The 15514-nt window shown below is 67.1% G+C and carries 15 protein-coding genes; 9 read left to right on the top strand and 6 right to left on the bottom strand.

Features of this window, described 5'->3' with window-relative positions; translation table 11 throughout:
* Positions 1–17: 17 nt before the first annotated feature.
* From can to asnS, 5 genes are all read right to left on the bottom strand, one after another.
* Positions 18–680 (bottom strand): carbonate dehydratase, encoded by a 663-nt coding sequence (gene can / locus VG543_RS08390; RefSeq protein WP_005417406.1) that lies wholly within the window; start codon positions 678–680, stop codon positions 18–20.
* A gap of 72 nt (positions 681–752) precedes the next feature.
* A complete protein-coding gene (locus tag VG543_RS08395; RefSeq protein ID WP_251103008.1) occupies positions 753–1391 on the bottom strand; it encodes an FMN-binding negative transcriptional regulator in 639 nt (212 codons plus the stop codon).
* 7 nt (positions 1392–1398) lie between these two features.
* On the bottom strand, positions 1399–1713 hold the full coding sequence (locus VG543_RS08400; protein WP_019660373.1) for a hypothetical protein: 315 nt from the start codon (positions 1711–1713) through the stop codon (positions 1399–1401).
* Between the two features lie 7 nt (positions 1714–1720).
* A complete protein-coding gene (locus tag VG543_RS08405) occupies positions 1721–2020 on the bottom strand; it encodes a hypothetical protein (protein ID WP_005417403.1) in 300 nt (99 codons plus the stop codon).
* A 30-nt stretch (positions 2021–2050) separates the two neighbouring features.
* Entirely contained in the window at positions 2051–3445 is a 1395-nt protein-coding gene (asnS, locus tag VG543_RS08410; RefSeq protein ID WP_134730866.1) for an asparagine--tRNA ligase, read from the bottom strand.
* Positions 3446–3573: 128 nt separating this feature from the next.
* Between asnS and VG543_RS08415 the strand changes: the two genes are divergently transcribed.
* The 6 genes from VG543_RS08415 to zipA all read left to right on the top strand — a co-directional run bounded on the left by VG543_RS08415 (position 3574) and on the right by zipA (position 9910).
* A complete protein-coding gene (locus VG543_RS08415) occupies positions 3574–3912 on the top strand; it encodes a HesB/IscA family protein (RefSeq protein ID WP_019660371.1) in 339 nt (112 codons plus the stop codon).
* Positions 3913–4129: 217 nt separating this feature from the next.
* Positions 4130–4567, top strand: a complete 438-nt coding sequence (rpsF, locus tag VG543_RS08420) for a 30S ribosomal protein S6 (protein ID WP_005410228.1) — start codon at positions 4130–4132, stop codon at positions 4565–4567.
* Between the two features lie 11 nt (positions 4568–4578).
* Entirely contained in the window at positions 4579–4809 is a 231-nt protein-coding gene (gene rpsR / locus VG543_RS08425) for a 30S ribosomal protein S18 (protein ID WP_002804494.1), read from the top strand.
* A gap of 105 nt (positions 4810–4914) precedes the next feature.
* The gene (gene rplI, locus VG543_RS08430) at positions 4915–5364 is read left to right on the top strand and encodes a 50S ribosomal protein L9 (RefSeq protein ID WP_005410227.1); all 450 of its coding nucleotides are present in this window, start codon (positions 4915–4917) and stop codon (positions 5362–5364) included.
* 258 nt (positions 5365–5622) lie between these two features.
* Positions 5623–9126, top strand: a complete 3504-nt coding sequence (gene smc, locus VG543_RS08435) for a chromosome segregation protein SMC (protein ID WP_423178465.1) — start codon at positions 5623–5625, stop codon at positions 9124–9126.
* 46 nt (positions 9127–9172) lie between these two features.
* Positions 9173–9910, top strand: coding sequence for a cell division protein ZipA (gene zipA / locus VG543_RS08440; protein ID WP_423178464.1), 738 nt, complete (start codon positions 9173–9175; stop codon positions 9908–9910).
* 118 nt (positions 9911–10028) lie between these two features.
* Here zipA and VG543_RS08445 read toward each other — a convergent pair whose 3' ends face one another.
* Complete coding sequence (locus tag VG543_RS08445) at positions 10029–11159, bottom strand: pyridoxal phosphate-dependent aminotransferase (RefSeq protein ID WP_423178463.1); 1131 nt, start codon at positions 11157–11159, stop codon at positions 10029–10031.
* A 256-nt stretch (positions 11160–11415) separates the two neighbouring features.
* Between VG543_RS08445 and ligA the strand changes: the two genes are divergently transcribed.
* From ligA to epmA, 3 genes are read left to right on the top strand one after another with little or no spacing between them, the layout of a single operon-like run.
* Positions 11416–13887, top strand: a complete 2472-nt coding sequence (gene ligA, locus VG543_RS08450) for an NAD-dependent DNA ligase LigA (protein ID WP_423178480.1) — start codon at positions 11416–11418, stop codon at positions 13885–13887.
* A gap of 47 nt (positions 13888–13934) precedes the next feature.
* Entirely contained in the window at positions 13935–14420 is a 486-nt protein-coding gene (locus tag VG543_RS08455; protein ID WP_111098198.1) for a GNAT family N-acetyltransferase, read from the top strand.
* Entirely contained in the window at positions 14417–15373 is a 957-nt protein-coding gene (epmA, locus tag VG543_RS08460; RefSeq protein WP_019660364.1) for an EF-P lysine aminoacylase EpmA, read from the top strand. Before VG543_RS08455 ends, epmA begins: the two co-directional genes overlap by 4 nt.
* Positions 15374–15514: the final 141 nt, after the last annotated feature.

Consider the following 15514-nt stretch of genomic DNA (forward strand, 5'->3'; position numbering starts at 1 on the left):
TGGTCATCCGTGGGGGATCAGTCGCGACGGCCCTTGCGCGGCACGAAGGATAGTGCCTTCTCATATGCCGGCTGCAGCTCTTCCAGCGAGCCTACGTCGATGCCCATTTCACGCACGCGACCGTCCTTCAGGCTGTACACCCAGCCATGCACCATCAGCTTCTGGCCGCGGGCCCAGGCGTCCAGCACGATGGTCGAGCGACAGAGGTTGGCGACCTGCTCGATCACGTTCAGCTCGCACAGGCGGGCGTGCTTGAGTTCATCGTCTTCGATCGCATCGAGGATGCCCTGGTGCTTCTGAACGACGTCGCCGACGTGGCGCAGCCAGTTGTCGGCCAGGCCGACGCGGGTATTGTGCAGGCAGGCGTGCACGCCGCCGCAGCCGTAATGGCCGACGATCAGGATGTGCTTGACCTTCAGCTGGTCCACCGCGTACTGCACCACGCTCAGGCAGTTAAGGTCGGTGTGGGCGACCACGTTGGCGACGTTGCGGTGCACGAACACTTCGCCCGGCGCCATGCCGATGATCTGGTTGGCCGGCACGCGCGAATCGGAGCAGCCGATCCACAGGTACTCGGGATGCTGCTGCTTGGCCAGCTGGTGGAAGAAGTCGGGGTCCTCCTTCTCGATGCGGTCGGCCCAGTCGCGGTTGTTCTGCAGCAGCTTGTGGATGTCTTTCATGTTCGGGTCCCTGGCGTCGGGTGGGGGCGCGCCGCAGCCGTCCGGCTGCGTCGTCGCGGGAATCGGGGGCGTTCAGCCGCTGCGGGTGGCCTGTTCGCGGTGCCAGCGCATCCACTGCGCCAACTCGGTGGAGTAAGGGGTGCCCAGCTGTTCCAGTTCGGCGATCACGGCACGCTGGTTCGCATCGGGGTGGTTCTGGCTCAGCTTCAGCTTCAGCTGCACGTGTTCAACCTGGAAGCGGAAGCCGACGATGGCGCGCAGCTCCGGGCCGTGTTCGGCGCGCGCGGCATCGAAGCGCCAGGCCTGGCCGACGCTGGCTTCGAAACGGTCGCTGATCGCGCCGACCAGTTCGGCCAGCGCATCGGTGTCGTCGAAGGTGTGCAGCTGGCCGCGCAGCTCGGCGGCCGCATAGTTCCAGGTCGGCACCCGCGCGGCGGGCTCCTTGTCCGGATACCAGCTGGCCGAGACGTAGCCGTGCGGGCCATCGACCAGTACCTTGGCCGCACCGCTGTGGCGCGACTGCGGGTTGGCGCGGGCCCAGTGCCCGCGCAGCTCGATGCGCTCGCCCTCGCGCCGGTACAACACCGGCATCCGCGTCAGCTCCGGCAGGCCATCGCTGCCCGGGGTGAGCACGGTGACGAACGGATCGCGCGCCAGCAGGCGGTCCAGCCAGAGCAGGTCGGTCTCGGCGAAGGCGCGCGGGGTGAACATGCCAGGGTCAGGCGCGCCCGCCCAGCGACTGGATCATGCGGCCACGCAGGCCCTCGTCGCTGTCGGCCTGCGGCGGCTGCACTTCGTGCAGGCTGAAGCCGCGCACCAGCGCGTCCTCCTCGTCCAGGCCGTCATACTCGACGAATTCAGCGTCGAACAGCTGCGAACGGGCGGTGTCTTCACTGTCATAGCTCAGCGTGTTGCCGTCGCTGTCGAGCACTTCGGCGGTGCCGGCAGGGCGCACCCGCAGGCGTGCCCAGATCAGGGTGTTGCCGAGGCTGGCCAGCCACCAGCTGTCGCGCGAAGTGGTGATGTCATTCATGGATGTGTTACCAGAGCGAGGCCAGCCAGAGCAGGGCAGCCATGCCCAGTCCGGCCAGCAGGGTCAGCAGCGATACCCAGGCCGGCGTCGCCAGCCCGGACAATGATCGGTCCGGCTGCTGGCGATAGTCGCGGCGCAGCAGCCAGGCCAGGGCATCGGGCTTGAGGAAGGCGCCGCTGCCGAAGCGCTCGGCGAGCGCCGGATGGCGGTCGCGCACGTGCACCAGGGTCAGCGGCCAGAAGATCACGAAGGCACTGAACCCGGCCACTGCAACGCCAACGAAACAGAGGGCGAAGAACAGGGTCATGGGGGCAGCACCTCCGTGGTCGTTTGGGGCTTAGAAGTCCGCGCTGCCCGGGGCGCGCGGGTAGGGGATCGCATCGCGGATGTTGGACAGCCCGCAGACGTACACCACCAGGCGCTCGAAGCCCAGGCCGAAGCCGGCGTGCGGCACCGAACCATAGCGGCGGAAATCGCGGTACCAGCTGTAGTGCTCGCGATCCAGGCCGAACTGGGCCATGCGCGCATCCAGCACGTCCAGGCGCTCTTCGCGCTGGCTGCCGCCGATGATCTCGCCGATGCCCGGGGCCAGCACGTCCATCGCGGCAACGGTCTTGCCGTCGTCGTTCAGGCGCATGTAGAAGGCCTTGATGTGCTCCGGGTAGTTGGTCACCACCACCGGGCGGCCGACGTGTTCCTCGGTCAGCCAGCGCTCGTGCTCGGTCTGCAGGTCCAGGCCCCATTCCACCGGGAAGTCGAACTTCCTGCCGGACTTCTGCAGCAGGCTGACCGCATCGGTGTAGTCGATGCGCTCGAACGGTGCGTTGATGAAATCTTCCAGCTTGGTGATCGCGTTCTTGTCCACGCGCTCGGCGATGAAGGCCAGGTCGTCGCTGCGCTCGTTCAGCACCGCGCGGAACAGGTACTTCAGGAACTCTTCGGCCAGGCGTGCGTCTTCGGCCAGGTCGGCGAAGGCGATTTCCGGCTCGATCATCCAGAACTCCGCCAGGTGGCGGGTGGTGTGGCTGTTCTCGGCGCGGAAGGTCGGGCCGAAGGTGTAGACCTTGCTCAGCGCCAGGCAATAGGCCTCGACGTTCAGCTGGCCAGACACGGTCAGGAAGGTTTCCTTGCCGAAGAAGTCGCGGCTGAAATCGATCGCGCCCTTCTCGTCGCGCGGCAGGTTCACCATGTCCAGGGTGGACACGCGGAACATCTGGCCGGCGCCTTCGGCGTCGGAGGTGGTGATGATCGGGGTGCTGATCCAGTTGAAGCCGTTCTCGTGGAAGAAGCGGTGCACGGCCTGGGCCAGGCAGTTGCGGATGCGGGTGACCGCCCCGAACAGGTTGGTGCGCGGGCGCAGGTGCGCCACTTCGCGCAGGAACTCCGGCGACATCGGCTTGGGCTGGATCGGATAGGTGAGCGGGTCTTCGACCCAGCCGACCACTTCAAGCGTGCTGGCCTGGATCTCGAACGACTGGCCCTTGCCCTGCGACTTCACCAAGGTACCGGTGCCGATGACCGAGCAGCCGCTGGTCAGTCGCTTGATCTCGTCGAAGTTGCCCAGGGTGTCGTTGGCCACGACCTGGATCGGGGCGAAGCAGGAGCCGTCGCTCACATTCACGAAGGCCAGATTCGCTGAACCGCGCACCGTGCGCACCCATCCGCGTACCGTGACTTCGCCGCCTTCCGGGATCTTCCCGGCAAGCGCATGTTCAACGCTGACCACCGTCATGACTTGAATCCTCTGCTGATCGACTCGATCTGTGAACACGGGAGTTTACCGGTTGCAGCGTTCTGCTTGCGAGGCATTTTTCGCAGCCACAGCTCCTTATAATGTCCCCGTACCTCTGGAGTAGCCCCATGGCCGTCAGCCTGACCCCCGTTGCCTTCGAGCGCGTGCAGCGCTTTGTCGCCCAGACCCCCGGCGCGCTGGGCCTGCGTTTCGGCGTGACCAGGACCGGCTGCTCCGGCTGGGGCCACATCACCGACCTGGCCCGCGATGAGCGCGAGGGCGATACCGTGTTCGAGCAGGACGGCGTGAAGATCTATGTCGACGCCAAGAGCCTGGCGCTGGTGGACGGCACCGTGATCGACTTCGGCAAGCACGGCCTGAGCGAGACCTTCACGTTCAGCAACCCGAACGCCACCGCCGAGTGTGGCTGCGGCGAGAGCTTCACCACCGACGCCGACAAGGCCTGACGGCCGGCCGGGGCCTGATCGTTCTGGTAGCGCCCAACCCGGGTTGGGCGCTCGCCCCCGGTTCAGGGTGTCAGGTGGCCCACCGGTTGCCCGGCCACCCCATCTGCGCCATAATGCGCGGCTTCCTGCCTCCCTGGCGGGAACCCTTGCCCCACCGCGGTCTCAACGGCGGGGGGCTGTCCGGCCGCAAGGCCACATCCGAAAGGTAGAAAAAAACATGAGTCGTCATTACGAAATCGTGTTCATGGTCCACCCGGACCAGAGCGAGCAGGTCCCGGCCATGATCGAGCGCTACAAGTCGCTGGTCGAGAACGGCAACGGCACCATCCACCGTCTGGAAGACTGGGGCCGCCGCCAGCTGGCGTACCCGATCCAGAACCTGGTGAAGGCCCACTACGTGCTGATGAACATCGAAGCCGACCAGGCCGTTCTGAACGAACTGACCGAGAGCTTCCGCTTCAACGACGCCGTGCTGCGCAACCTGGTCATCAAGCGTGACGAGGCTGACACCGAGCAGTCGCTGATCATGAAGAGCAAGGACGAGAAGGGTGACAAGCCGGAGCGCGGTGAGCGCCGTCGTCGTGACGACGAAGAAGGCGAGTCCAACAACACCGCTGACAACGAAGCCGGCGACGACGCCGCTTCCGCCGCCTAAGGAGCCTTCCCATGTCCAAGTTCTTCCGTCGCCGCAAGTTCTGCAAGTTCACTGCTGAAGGTGTGAAGGAGATCGACTACAAGGATCTCAACACCCTGCGCCAGTACCTGACCGAGAACGGCAAGATCGTGCCGAGCCGCGTCACCGGTACCAAGTCGAAGTACCAGCGCCAGCTGGCGACCGCCGTCAAGCGCGCTCGCTTCCTGGCCCTGATCCCGTACACCGACAACCACGACGTCTGATGCAGGCGGGGCGGCCCGACGCCGCCCCCCGCTGTGCCAGCTATTCGGACAGCCTTTGTTGCGGGGCGTTGCCTCGCTAACGAATAACTTATCTGGAGCAATACCATGCAGTTGATCCTCCTGCAGAAAGTCACCAACCTCGGCAACCTGGGCGACCTGGTCGACGTGAAGCCGGGCTACGGCCGTAACTTCCTCGTGCCGCAGGGCAAGGCCGTGCCGGCCACCGAGAGCAACAAGGCCGAGTTCGAAGCCAAGCGCGCCGAATACGAAGCCAAGGCCCAGGCCATCCACGCCGACGCTGAAGGCCGCAAGGCCAAGCTGGAAGGCGCGAGCGTGACCATCGCCGCCAACGCTTCGACCGAAGGCAAGCTGTACGGCTCGGTTGGCCCGCGCGACATCGCCGAGGCCTTCACCGCCGCCGGCCTGCCGCTGGAAAAGAGCGAAGTCATCCTGGGCGAAGGCGCCTTCCGCAACATCGGCGAATACGACGTGCTGGTCCACCTGCACGCCGACGTCGAGACCACCGTCAAGGTCGTCGTCGTCGCCGAAGCCTGATCCCGCGCCGCAAGGCCTGGCATCACCGCAGAACGGGCGCCCGCAAGGGTGCCCGTTTTGTTTTGTGGCCCCGTTTCATGGCGTCGATCCATGTTCGCCTGGCGGCAGGGGACCGGTAATGTTCCACGCCCATTCGTAGAACACGGCCACATCGGTATACTCAGGGCGTCACACCCGTTCCACGGGCATCGATCCCAGCAGGATCAATGACTTGGAGGGTACACGCAGGCCGCTTGCCGGCCCCAGTCCGGAACCCCTATGCGTCTTTCCACGATCAAGCTGTCCGGCTTCAAGTCGTTCGTCGATCCGACCACCCTGCACCTGCCGACCAACATGACCGGCGTGGTGGGGCCCAATGGCTGCGGCAAGTCGAACATCATCGACGCCGTGCGCTGGGTCATGGGCGAGAGTTCGGCCAGCCGCCTGCGCGGCGACTCGCTGACCGACGTGATCTTCTCTGGTTCCAATGCCCGCAAGCCGGTGTCGCAGGCCACGGTCGAGCTGATCTTCGACAACTCCGACCACACGATTTCCGGCGAGTACGCCTCGTTCAACGAAATCTCGGTCAAGCGCACGGTCAGCCGCGACGGCACCAGCAACTACTACCTCAACGGCACCAAGTGCCGTCGCCGCGACATCACCGATCTGTTCCTCGGCACCGGCCTGGGGCCGCGCAGCTACTCGATCATCGAGCAGGGCATGATCAGCCAGATCATCGAGGCACGCCCGGAAGACCTGCGCGTGTACCTGGAAGAGGCGGCCGGCATCTCCAAGTACAAGGAGCGCCGCAAGGAGACCGAGACCCGCATCCGCCACACCCGCGAGAACCTGGACCGGCTGGGCGACCTGCGCGACGAGATCAGCAAGCAGCTGGAGCACCTCAAGCGCCAGGCCAGGCAGGCCGAGCAGTACCAGGCCCTGCAGGAAGAGCGCCGGGTCAAGGACGCCGAGTGGAAGGCGCTGGAATTCCGCGGCCTCGACGGACGCCTGTCCAAGCTGCGCGAAGGGTTGTCGCAGGAAGAAACGCGGCTGCAGCAGCTGATCGCCGACCAGCGTGATGCCGAAGCCCGCATCGAAACCTCGCGCGCGCGGCGCGAAGAGGCTGCCGACGCGCTCAACACTGCGCAGGCGGCGGTCTACCAGGTCGGCAGTACGCTGGCGCGCCTGGAACAGCAGATCCAGCACCAGCGCGAGTTGTCGCAGCGCCTGCACAAGGCACGCGATGAAACCCAGCAGGCCCTGGCCGAACTGGGGCAGCACATCAGCGGTGATGAGGCCAGGCTGAGGGTGCTGCGTGAGGCGGTGGAGGCCGCCACTCCGCAGCTGGAAGCACTGCAGGAAGAAAACGAGATCAAGCAGGAAAGCCTGCGCGAGGCCGAAGAGCGGCTGGCCAGCTGGCAGCAGCGCTGGGAACAGCACACCTCGCAGAGTTCGGAAGCCTCGCGCGCCGGCGATGTCGAGCGCACGCGCGTGGACTATCTGGACAAGCAGATCCTGGATGCCGACCGGCGTCGTGAGGCCCTGGCCGCCGAGCGCGCCGGGCTGGATGTGGATGCGCTGGAAGAGGCCTTCGAGCAGCTGCACCTGCAACACGACACGCAGAAGGCTGCGCTGGATGAGCTGAGCGAAGACGTCGAGCTGCGCAAGCAGGGCGTGGCGGCGGTGCAGGAACAGCAGCGCAATGGCCAGAACGAGCTGGCCGAACTGCGCAAGCAGGCCAACGGCCTTCGTGGCCGCCTGGCCTCGCTGGAGGCCCTGCAGCAGGCCGCGCTGGGCCAGGAGCAGGGCGCGGCAGTCGCGTGGCTGAAGGCGCGGGGGCTGGATTCTGCGGCGCGTGTCGGCGAGCGCCTCGACGTGGATGCCGGCTGGGAAAACGCGGTGGAAAGCGCGCTCGGCCACTTGATCGAAGGTGTGCTGGTCGATGACCCGGCCAGCCTGGTCGATGCCCTGGGTGAGCTCGGCGATGGTCACCTTGCGCTGGTCGCCAACGGCGATGACGACCTGAAGGTCGCACCGACCTCGCTGGCCGCGCGCGTGCGTGGTCCGGTGGCGATCCGTCGCCTGCTGGCACACCTGCATGCTGCCAAGGACCTTTCCGAAGCGAAGGCGTTGCAGGGCAGCCTGCCGGAAGGTGATTCGGTCATCACCCAGGGTGGCGAGCGCCTGGGCCAGGGCTGGCTGCGTGTATCGCGCTCCGGCGCGGCCCAGCAGGGTGCGCTGCTGCGCGAACGCGAGATCCAGGAGCTTCGCGAGCAGATCGAACAGCTGCAGGACCGCGAGGCCGAGCTGGAAGAACAGCTGGCCGGTTTCCGTGAGCAGCTGCACGCTGCCGAACAGCAGCGTGAAGACGCGCAGCGCGCGCTGTACCAGGCCCATCGTGCGGTCTCCGAACTGGCCGGCCAGTTGCAGGGCCAGCAGGGCAAGGTGGAGGCGGCGCGCACGCGCATCGACCGCATCGAAGGCGAGCTGAAGCAACTGCAGGAAACCATTGAAGCCAACAACGAGCAGGCGCGTGAAGCACGCTCGCGGTTGGAGAGTGCGGTCAGCAGCATGGGCGACCTGGAGTCGACCCGGCAGCGGCTGGAGGGCGAACGCCGCCAGCTGACCGAAGCCCGCGACCTGGCCCGCGATGCCGCCCGCGCGGTACGCGAGCGCGCGCATTCGTTGGCCCTGACTTTGGAATCGCAGCGGGCGCAGCTGGCCTCGTTGAGCCAGGCGCTGGAACGCATGGGCACCCAACGTGGACAGTTGGATTCGCGGCTGGGCGAACTGCATTCGCAGCTGGACGAAGGTGATTCGCCGATCGAAGCACTGCAGGCCGAGCACCAGAATGCGCTGGAGGAGCGTGTGCGCGCCGATCGCGTGCTGACCGAGGCGCGAACGCTGCTGGACGGCATCGACGCCGAGCTGCGCAATTACGAGCAGACCCGCCACCAGCGCGACGAGCAGGCGTTGGTCCAGCGCGAGCGCATTTCGCAGCGCAAGCTCGACCAGCAGGCGCTGGTGCTCAGTGCCGACACCCTGCAAGCGGCGGTGGAAAAGGCCGGCTTCGTGCTGCAGGACGTGCTCAACGCACTGCCCGAGGATGCCCGCCTGGGCGACTGGGAGCAGGCGGTCCACCAGATCGATGCTCGCATGCGCCGGCTGGAGCCGGTCAATCTGGCGGCCATCCACGAGTATGGCGAGGCGTCGCAGCGCTCGGACTACCTGGATTCGCAGCACGCCGACCTGACCACAGCGCTGGAAACCCTGGAAGACGCGATCCGCAAGATCGACCGCGAGACCCGCGGCCGCTTCAAGGACACTTTCGACCGCGTCAACGCCGGCGTGCAGGCGCTGTACCCGCGCCTGTTCGGTGGCGGCCACGCCTACCTGGAATTGACCGGTGAAGACCTGCTCGACACCGGCGTGACCATCATGGCGCGCCCGCCGGGCAAGCGCGTGTCCAGCATCTCGCTGCTGTCCGGCGGTGAGAAAGCGATGACCGCGGTGGCGCTGGTGTTCGCCATCTTCCAGCTGAATCCGGCGCCGTTCTGCCTGTTGGATGAGGTGGACGCACCGCTGGACGAAGCCAACGTCGGCCGCCTGGCCAACATGGTCAAGGAAATGAGCGAGAAGGTGCAGTTCCTGTTCGTCAGCCACAACAAGGCGACGATGGAGGCCGCGCACCAGCTGTCCGGCGTGACCATGCGCGAGCCGGGCGTCAGCCGCCTGGTCAGCGTGGACCTGGAAGAAGCCGCGCGATTGGCGGGCGCGGCCTGACGTGCCATCCTAGTTACCTGAATGAACTAGCCGGAGAACCTATCGAATGTCCGACACGGCACTGTTGCGCATCGGCATCCTGGCCGCCGGCCTGCTGTTGATCGCCGCGATCTTCCTGTTTGGCCGTCCGAAGAAGAAGCCCCAGGGGCGCCGCGTGGAAAGCGCGGAGCCCACCAGTGGCGAGCGCCGTGAGCCGGTGCTGGGCAACGACGGCGTCGCCGTGGCCGAGGGTCGCGGCGAACCGGGCATGGGCACGGAGGGCGAGCAGGCCGAACTCGGCCTGACCGATACCGACCCGGGCGCCAGCGACCTCGGCAAGCGCGCCACCCAGGATTTCGACAAGATCGTCTCGCTGTTCGTGGCCGCCCGGGCCGGCGAGCAGCTGCGTGGCGAGGACATCGTGGTGGCCGCAGAGAAGACCGGCCTGGTGTTCGGCCACATGAACGTGTTCCACCGCCTGGTGGAAGGCTACCCCGAACGCGGGCCGATCTTCTCGATGGCCAGCATCATGAAGCCGGGCAGCTTCGACATGGCCAACATCCGCGCCATGGAAACCCCGGCCATCGCATTCTTCCTGACGCTGCCGGCGCCGCTGACCGCGCTGGACGCCTGGGAGAAGATGCTGCCGACCGTGCAGCGCATGGCCGAGCTGCTCGATGGCGTGGTGCTGGATGACAGCCGCAACGCCCTGGGGCGCCAGCGCATCGCGCACATCCGTGACGAGCTGCGCGCCTACGACCGCCAGCACCAGGCACCGCCGCTGACCAAGACCCCGCGCTGGTGAGCGCCATGGTGTGCCGACCAACGGTCGGCACCCACCCCGACCAACGGTCGGCACCCACAACAGTAGATGCACGCCATGCGTGGATGGGGCGAACCAAGGTTCGCCCCCACCAACAGGGTCAGGCCGGTACGCCGGCCACCTTGGCGAACGCACGGCGGAATGCGGCCATCTCCTCTTCGGTGCCGACCGTTACGCGCACGCGCTGCGGCCAGATCGGCCAGCTGCGCCCGATCACCACGCCGTTCTCCGCCATTGCCTTGGCGAACGCGCTGCCATCGCGCTGCACATCCACCACGAAGCAGTTCGCTTCCGACGGGACGCAGCTGAAACCACGCTTGCCCAGCCACGCGATGGTGGCCTGCCGCACCTGGGCATTCTGCAGGCGCCGCTGCGCGATCAACTGGGGATCCTGCAGGCTGGCCAGTGCTGCGGCCAGTGCTGGCACGGGCAGTGGGTTGTCGCCCAGGCTGGCCAGTTCGCGCAGGCGGTCGGGATGTGCGGCCGCCACGCCCAGGCGCAGGCCGGCCATGCCGTACAGCTTGGAGAACGTGCGCAGCACGATCAGGTCATCGCGCTGCGCTACCTGCGCGATCAGGCTCGGCTGCTCGCTGTACTGCAGGTAGGCCTCGTCGACCAGCACGCGGGTCGATGCGGGCTTGTGGGCCAGCAGCCAGGCGAGCTCATCGGCAGGGCTGATCGAGCCGGTCGGATTGTTCGGGTTGCACACGTACAGCAGGCCGGTCGGCTGCGCATGCGCCGCCGCCACCATTGCGCGCAGGTCATGTGCGCCGTCGTCGCGCAATGGCACTTTCTGCACGTGGGCGCCGTGGGCCGCAGCTACCTCGCCCAGCGTCTCGAAGGTCGGGTCGGCTACCACCAGACCCGCCTGCGGGCCCGTCCACACGATGGCGGCGCGATTCAGCGGCTCGCTGGAACCCGGATAGAGGCGCACGTGATCGGCCGGAATGTGTGCCTGTTCGATGAAGGCGTCGCGCACCTGGCCGGCCAGCTCGAAACGGTAGCGGCCGCTGCCGGCGATGCTGTCGCGTGCGGCCTGCTGGGCTGCAGGCGATGGGCCGTAGGGGCATTCGTTGAAGTTCAGCAGCACCGCGCCTTTGCCTGATGCAGGGGCTGCTGTCGCGGCTGCAGCGGGCTGGGCATCGGCAAGGCGGGGTACGCCGGTGCCGGCAAGGGCGAGACTGGCACCGGCCAGTTGCAGGAAATGGCGGCGGGAGGCGGGCAGGGGCACAGGCAGGATTCCGAAGGGCAGCCAGCGCACGCTAGCGCTGGTGGTGGCGCGCGGCAAGCTGCTTTCTGTAGCGTCGAGCCATGCTCGACTGCAGGCGTGCCAACCAAGGTTGGCACCTGCCGGACCGGGAGCGAAAGTTGGCACCTGCCAAAGCGGGGGCGCACCCTCGGGCACGGGCCGACGCTACACAGGCGCCGGCGTTACGGGGCCTGACAGCCGGGCGCGGTAGAATTCCCGGCCATCCCAGAACCACCGGATCCCGATGAGCCCCAGCCCCGCCGAACGCGCCGAAGACCTTCGCCGGCAGATCGCCCAGGCCAACCGTGCCTATCACGAGCTGGATGCGCCGGAGATCCCCGACGTCGACTACGACCGGATGGTGCGCGAGCTGGAAGCTCTGGAGCGCGAGCACCCGGAACTGGCCCGTGCGGACAGCCCGACCCAGCAGGTCGGTGCGCGTCCTTCCAGCCGCTTTCCAGAGGTTCGTCACGCGGTGCCGATGCTGTCGCTGTCCAACGCCTTCAGCGACGAGGAGGTGGCTGATTTCGTGCGCCGCATTGACGAGCGGCTGGGGCGTCGCAGCCTGCGGTTTTCGGCCGAGCCGAAGATGGACGGGCTGGCGATCAGCCTGCGCTACGAGGACGGTCATTTCGTGCTCGGCGCGACCCGTGGCGATGGCACGACCGGCGAGGACGTGACGGCCAATCTGCGCGAGATCGGCGACATTCCCAAGCGCCTGCACGGCAAGGACTGGCCGGATGTGCTGGAGGTGCGCGGCGAGGTGTACATGGCCCGCGCCGACTTCGAGGCCTACAACGAGCGTGCGCGCCTGCACGGCGGCAAGGTGCTGGCCAATCCGCGCAACGCGGCGGCCGGTTCGCTGCGCCAGCTCGACCCGAAGATCAGTGCGCAGCGCAGGTTGAGCTTCTTTGCCTACGGTACCGGTGAAGTGCAGGGCGGCGAGCTGCCCGATACCCATTCGGGCACCCTGGCCCAGCTCGGCGCCTGGGGCTTCCCGGTCAGCGAGCTGTGCAAGGTGGTGGAGGGCACTGATGGCCTGCTCGGCTACTACCGCGATATCGGTGAGCGCCGCGATCGCCTGCCGTTCGACATCGACGGCGTGGTCTACAAGCTGGATGACCGCGCCGGCCAGCAGGCCATGGGCTTCGTTTCGCGCGCGCCGCGCTGGGCCATCGCGCACAAGTTCCCGGCGCAGGAACAGAGCACAACGGTAGAGGCCATCGAGATCCAGATCGGCCGCACCGGTGCCGCAACACCGGTCGCGCGACTGGCACCGGTGGCCGTGGCCGGCGTGATCGTGTCCAATGCCACCCTGCACAACGCCGACCAGATCGCACGCCTGGATGTGCGCGTGGGCGACAGCGTGATCGTGCGCCGTGCCGGCGACGTGATCCCGGAAGTGGTCAGCGTCATCCTTGATCGCCGCCCACAGGGCACTATGCCGTGGCAGATGCCGACGCGCTGCCCGGTGTGCGGCTCGGAGATCGTGCGCGAGGAAGGGGCAGCAGCATGGCGCTGCTCGGGCGAACTGTCCTGCCCGGCGCAGCGCAAGGAAGCCATTGCCCATTTCGCCTCGCGTCGCGCGATGGACATCGATGGCCTGGGCGACAAGTACATCGAAACCCTGGTCGACGCCGGCATCGTCAGGAGCGTGGCCGACCTGTACCGGCTCAGTCGTGACCAGCTGCTGCACCTGAAGCTGGTGCTGGATGCGGAAGACCCGTCCGCACTGGCCGCTGCGCTGAAACCGCATCTGCCCGCCGAGGGCAGTGGCGCGGTACTCAACGCCGTGCTGAAGCTGGACGGCAGCGATCCGGGCTGGCGCGCGCAGGCGCTGGCACAGCCCGCCAGCTTCGAATGGAACACGAAGAAGATCGCCACCAAGTGGGCCGATAACCTGATCGCAGCAATCGACGCCAGTCGTGCCGCCACGCTGGAACGCCTGCTGTTCGCGCTCGGCATCGAACACGTTGGCGAGAGCACCGCCAAGGCCCTGGCGCAGTGGTTCGGCGACCTGGAACTGATCCGCCATCTGCCGTGGCCGCTGTTCAAGCGCGTGCCGGACATCGGTGGCGAAGTGGCGCGCTCGCTCGGTCACTTCTTCGAACAGCAGGGCAACCAGCAGGCCATCGATGACCTGCTGCAGGTCGGCCAGGTGCGCATCAGCGATGTACATGCCCCCAGTGCCAAGCTGCGCGAGGGACTGGACCTGGCGCAGCTGCTGGTCGAATCGGAGATCCCCGGCATCACCCGTCTGCGTGCCGAAAAACTGGTGGCAGCGCTCCCGGGGGCACAGGCGGTGCTCGATGCCGAGCATGGCCAGTTCGTCAATGCCGGCTTGCCCGATGACACCGCGCGCGGACTGGCGGAGTGGCTCGATGCCGATGGCCATGGCGAGATGTTGCTGGCGGCCGAGAAGGCGATGCAGCAGATCCTGGCCAAGGCGCCGGCGCTGGCCGAGATCGTGGCGGGCCCGCTGGACGGGCAGACCGTTGTGCTCACTGGCACCCTGGCCCAGCTCACCCGCGATGTCGCCAAGGAGCGCCTGGAGGCGCTGGGCGCCAAGGTTTCCGGCAGCGTGTCGAAGAAAACCAGCTTCGTGGTCGCCGGCACCGAGGCCGGCTCCAAGCTGGACAAGGCGCAGTCGCTGGGCGTGCCGGTGTGGGACGAGGAACGCCTGCTGGCCTACCTTGCCGAACACGAATGACGATCCCGCCGGGTGCCGCGCCTGGCATGCAGCACAAAGGAACACCGATGCAGACCGCCCCACTGGATTTCCGCCTGGCCACCCGTGCCGACGAGGAATTGTTGATCACCTTGATGCGCGAGTTCTACGCCGAAGACAGGATCGACTTCGATGACGCGCGCGTGCGTCGCGGCGTGGACGCGCTGCTGGCCGATCCGCGCAATGGCGAAGTGCTGTTGTGGCTGGACGAGGCGGGCGAGGTGGTCGGCTACGCGGTGATCGCGATGGGCTTCAGCCTGGAACAGGGCGGCCATTTCATGCTGCTGGACGAGCTGTACCTGAGCAATCGCGCGCGTGGGCGTGGCCGCGGCAAGCAGGCGCTGGCCATCTGCGAACAGCGCGCTCGCGGTCGTGGCGTCAGCCGCCTGCGCCTGGAAGTGAACCACCACAACGAACTGGCACGGCGCCTGTACCTGGCCAGCGGCTACATCGACGATACGCGCGATCTGCTGACCCTGCCGCTCGACCATCCGCGCCCGGAGGGCATCCTGTGAGCGAGGCCCTGCTGCGCGCGCTGCAGCAGCGCGCCGCGCTCAATGCGCTGGTGCGCCGCTTCTTTGCAGAGCGCGATGTGCTCGAGGTGGAGACGCCGATCCTGTCGGTCGCGGGCAACACCGAGCCGAACATCGACAGCTTCCATACCGACTTCACCGGCCATGTCGATGCCGGCGGACGCCGCCGATGGCTGCGCACCTCGCCGGAGTATCCGCTCAAGCGCCTGCTCGCTGCCGGCGTGGGCGACTGTTATGAACTGGGCCGGGTGTTCCGCAATGGCGAGGCCGGCGGCCGCCACAACCCGGAGTTCACCATGCTTGAGTGGTACCGGGTCGGCTGGGACCACCACCGGCTGGTGCAGGAAACCGCCGAGCTGGTAGGCCAGGCGTTGGCCCTGGTCGGGCGCCATGCGACGCTGCATGTGCTCAGTTACCGGGAGCTGTTCCAGCAGTACGTGGGCGTGGATCCGTTCGAGGCCGATGAGGCCGCGCTGCGTGCCGCGTTGGGCGAGGTGCACATTGACCCGGTCGGGCTGACCCGCGATGACTGGCTGGATCTGCTGATGACCCACCGTATCCAGCCGCGCTTCGACGGCGATGTCATGACCGTGGTCCACGACTGGCCGGCCAGCCAGGCAGCATTGGCCCGCATCCGCCCGGGCACGCCCCCGCTGGCCGAACGTTTCGAGCTGTACCTGGGCGCGGTGGAACTGGCCAACGGCTACCACGAACTGAACGACGCCGACGAGCAGCGCGCGCGCTTCCAGCGCGATCTGCAGCGCCGCCACGAGCGCGGCCAGGTGCTACCGGCCGTGGACGAGGCGCTGCTGTTGGCGCTGCCGTCGATGCCCGCCTGCGCCGGGGTGGCGGTGGGTGTCGACCGCCTGTTGATGGCGATGAACCGCACGCCGCGGATTGCTGATGTGCTGGCCTACGACTTTGCCCACGCGTGAGTGCGGCGCACGTTCCTGAACGTTGAAGACTGAACGGATTGCCGCGTTTCCGCGCTTGCTTCGGTAAGCGGGATGATGCTCTTATCACGGCAGATGCGGGACACTGGCATCGGAATTCGTCCACTCCTGTTGGGGAAGGCA

It is taken from the genome of Stenotrophomonas sp. CASM101, from assembly GCF_049384845.1.
In the GTDB taxonomy this organism is placed as follows: Bacteria; Pseudomonadota; Gammaproteobacteria; order Xanthomonadales; family Xanthomonadaceae; genus Stenotrophomonas; species Stenotrophomonas hibiscicola.

Excerpts from the sequence above, each read along its gene's own strand:
- can (WP_005417406.1), bottom strand. The coding sequence starts at position 680 with ATGAAAGACATCCACAAGCTGCTGCAGAACAACCGCGACTGGGCCGAC.
- VG543_RS08395 (WP_251103008.1), bottom strand. The coding sequence starts at position 1,391 with ATGTTCACCCCGCGCGCCTTCGCCGAGACCGACCTGCTCTGGCTGGAC.
- VG543_RS08400 (WP_019660373.1), bottom strand. The coding sequence starts at position 1,713 with ATGAATGACATCACCACTTCGCGCGACAGCTGGTGGCTGGCCAGCCTC.
- VG543_RS08405 (WP_005417403.1), bottom strand. The coding sequence starts at position 2,020 with ATGACCCTGTTCTTCGCCCTCTGTTTCGTTGGCGTTGCAGTGGCCGGG.
- asnS (WP_134730866.1), bottom strand. The coding sequence starts at position 3,445 with ATGACGGTGGTCAGCGTTGAACATGCGCTTGCCGGGAAGATCCCGGAA.
- VG543_RS08415 (WP_019660371.1), top strand. The coding sequence starts at position 3,574 with ATGGCCGTCAGCCTGACCCCCGTTGCCTTCGAGCGCGTGCAGCGCTTT.
- rpsF (WP_005410228.1), top strand. The coding sequence starts at position 4,130 with ATGAGTCGTCATTACGAAATCGTGTTCATGGTCCACCCGGACCAGAGC.
- rpsR (WP_002804494.1), top strand. The coding sequence starts at position 4,579 with ATGTCCAAGTTCTTCCGTCGCCGCAAGTTCTGCAAGTTCACTGCTGAA.
- rplI (WP_005410227.1), top strand. The coding sequence starts at position 4,915 with ATGCAGTTGATCCTCCTGCAGAAAGTCACCAACCTCGGCAACCTGGGC.
- smc (WP_423178465.1), top strand. The coding sequence starts at position 5,623 with ATGCGTCTTTCCACGATCAAGCTGTCCGGCTTCAAGTCGTTCGTCGAT.
- zipA (WP_423178464.1), top strand. The coding sequence starts at position 9,173 with ATGTCCGACACGGCACTGTTGCGCATCGGCATCCTGGCCGCCGGCCTG.
- VG543_RS08455 (WP_111098198.1), top strand. The coding sequence starts at position 13,935 with ATGCAGACCGCCCCACTGGATTTCCGCCTGGCCACCCGTGCCGACGAG.